Raw genomic sequence first — 2881 nt, 5'->3', positions numbered from 1 at the left:
ATCTTTGAAAGAATTCAAATTTACCAACGAGATAGAAGTTGTGTATATGATTCAGAACAAGATAAGACTTCAGCAGCAGAAGTGCTACAAGAATGCCTCTTCGGAAAATGGAGCAAGGTAGAGGAAGAGATGTTGAAGGTGGGACAGGAATGGTTTGTAGAATTTACTTTAGATAGTGAGGAATAGTTTATGAAGATAGAAAGTTTACATATAGAGAATTTTTATTTGGGAACAGAACTAGACATTGATTTTAAGGTTTCAAAAGAACTATTGAATTCAGAGGAATCAAAGTTTACTTTGATAATAGGAGAAAATGGTGTTAGAAAAACTACACTACTTAGAGAAATCTATGGTTTATTTCAAGAAATAGAGAATATTTCGATATCTCATGCAAAGATTGTTGATAATAATGGTAAAAATACAATTATAACTAATAAATCACCTAAGACAGATGTAAATATTGTTTTAGATTCGTTTGCATTGTTAGATAAGTTGAGTAAAGAAAATTTAACCGCTTCTAGTAAGTATAATAAATATTCTGAAAGTTCTCTGAGACGAATGATAAATTTTGGAGTAACAACTGACTTTATTAATAATATAGTATATTCGAATTTATCAGATATAGATAGATTTAACAATATTCTTGAAGTATTTAAGTTTCTTAAAATAGATCCAAATAGTTTAATTTTAACTTGGGCAAATAGAGTTTATGGAAGAAAAAGTAGTCGCTTTTATTGTCGAAAAATTACTAAGACAGATTTGTTTACTAAAAAAATAGATATGATAATGGGTTATATTAAGGAAGAACAGATGTTATCTGAGAGATGGTCAGAATTTCAGGATAGATATTATCATTCAAACTCAATGTATAGACATGGTGCTAACTTTAAATCTGATAGTGCAACAGTTCAAGAGTATGGACTTGATGATAATATGGTGGAGTATATTTGCAAATGTCGTTTTATTGAAAACAGTATTAACTTATTACTTAGAGATAAGCTAACTTTTAGATACGAAGGAAGGCCTGCTATTCTATTTAGGGATTTAAAAAATTTCATAAATGGAACTGATATTTTTTATGAAATATTTACTTTTAATAAAGAATTTCTAGAAAATAATTTTTTTACTAAATTGTATATTGATAAAAATATAGGAAAAGATGTTAATCCTGATTATAGAGAAAGTTATCAATTAGTTGACTTGAGTTCAGGAGAAATAGCAACTCTCATAAGATTTACAAAACTAGTCAGTGAAGTACGGATGAATTCAATTGTGTTAATTGATGAGCCAGAGTTGCACTTGCATCCAAGTTGGATGACTTCTTATATATATAGGCTAAAGAAATTATTTAAAAACTATAATTGTCACTTTATTATTTGTACGCATTCTCCACTTCTTGTTGCAAATTTAAATAAAGATGATATTATTGTTCTCCAAAAAAATCATGATAGGATAGTTGCAAAAAATGTTTCAGTTGGAACTTTTGGGGTTGAAATAGATGAAATTCTTTCAAATGTCTTTGATGTCAGGTTACTGGATAGTAAGCTGATACGAACTACATTCGAACAGATTGAAAAATTATTAGAGTCAACAAATGAAGAAAAACAACGAATAGGAATGCAAAAATTAAAATCCCTGCCAGATTCTTCAGAAAAAATTGATATTTTTATGAGATACTACGATTTATTAATGGAGTTAAAAGATGTCTAATATAAGGGGAATTGATAAAAAAATTGATAAAATTTGGTACGATATTGTTATATTGTTGACAAAACACAGAGATGATTTTATTTGTTCTAGTGAAACACCAACAAATGAGGATAGAAAAGAATTCATTAAACGTGTTCGAGAGAAGTCTGAAATCTATTCAAGAATTTATAATTTTACTAACTTTATTAATAGGACAAATTTTTATCAAAAACTATATTCAGTTTCAATTGATATGGAAAATATGATGAAAATTCGCTATTTTTATTGGTCAATAAAAATGGGATTATATGATACTGTGTCACTTGAAAGTAATGAAAATCTATTTAAGTTTTGGTATGGCTCTAGTAATGCCAGTTTAAAAGAACTATGTTTGTATCTATATGATGAGTTTATAAATAGAAAAGATATAAAAAAATATTATTTTAATCTTGATGAATCAAAAACTATACAAGGTATATTAATTGATAATTCAAATCAAGAAGGGGGAAGGTGTCCCTACTGTGACGGTAAAATGGTAAATGGGGACCCGGATCATTTTTTACCAAAAAGCCGTTTTCCATTATTAGCAATGTATAGTAAAAATATAATTTTGAGTTGTAAAAATTGTAATATGGGCTTGAAAACTGATGAGGTTGTATTGCCATTGATTTATCCAAATGAAATTAATGTGATAGATTATGTTAAGTTCAAATATCTAAATAAAAAAATTATATTAGAAGCAATATCTAATCCTAGATGGCAAAAACCGGTCAATAATTATTTAAGTGTTATAAAAATAATAAAACTTTATGATAACGAGGAATATTATAATCGATTTAAACAATATCAAAAGAAGTATTTTAGTTCAGGCTTTAGTTTTAAAAAAATGGAAGATTTCGATAGAATTTCCAATTTAGAAAATAAGTGGGAAAGGAAAATTAGAGAAGATTTTTTTTCTCAATTGCGTGATTCTGAAAAATATCTTGAAAAGTATTCTGAGTTTATGGATAGTTAATTATTTTACATGAGAGTCTCTAGCTCTCTTTTTTTGTCATTTTTCCATGTTGTGATAACTTTTCCAAATCTTCCCTGTTATCCTAATATCACTCTAAGAAAATCAATCCTCAATTTTTAACTGGGGTTTGGGGGCGGAGCAACCAAGTTATCTTATCGTTAGCTGTCAAAACTGGTA

Annotated in this window: 3 protein-coding genes; all 3 read left to right on the top strand. The window is 27.7% G+C overall.

Features of this window, described 5'->3' with window-relative positions; all coding sequences use genetic code 11:
* A partial coding sequence (locus tag RWQ73_RS07935; RefSeq protein WP_314407850.1) for a hypothetical protein occupies window positions 1-186 on the top strand: 186 nt, incomplete at its 5' end.
* Between the two features lie 3 nt (window positions 187-189).
* Window positions 190-1710 carry an AAA family ATPase gene (locus tag RWQ73_RS07930; protein WP_314407849.1) on the top strand — a complete coding sequence of 507 codons (1521 nt, stop codon included), beginning with the start codon at window positions 190-192 and terminating at the stop codon, window positions 1708-1710.
* On the top strand, window positions 1703-2704 hold the full coding sequence (locus tag RWQ73_RS07925) for an HNH endonuclease signature motif containing protein (protein WP_314407847.1): 1002 nt from the start codon (window positions 1703-1705) through the stop codon (window positions 2702-2704). Before RWQ73_RS07930 ends, RWQ73_RS07925 begins: the two co-directional genes overlap by 8 nt.
* The last annotated feature ends 177 nt before the right edge of the window (window positions 2705-2881 follow it).

It is taken from the genome of uncultured Gemella sp., assembly GCF_963525875.1.
Lineage (GTDB): Bacteria > Bacillota > Bacilli > Staphylococcales > Gemellaceae > Gemella.
The sequence above is the reverse complement of the archived record's forward strand: the minus strand, read 5'-3'. Positions and strand labels throughout refer to the sequence as shown.

Excerpts from the sequence above, each read along its gene's own strand:
- RWQ73_RS07930 (WP_314407849.1), top strand. The coding sequence starts at position 190 with ATGAAGATAGAAAGTTTACATATAGAGAATTTTTATTTGGGAACAGAA.
- RWQ73_RS07925 (WP_314407847.1), top strand. The coding sequence starts at position 1,703 with ATGTCTAATATAAGGGGAATTGATAAAAAAATTGATAAAATTTGGTAC.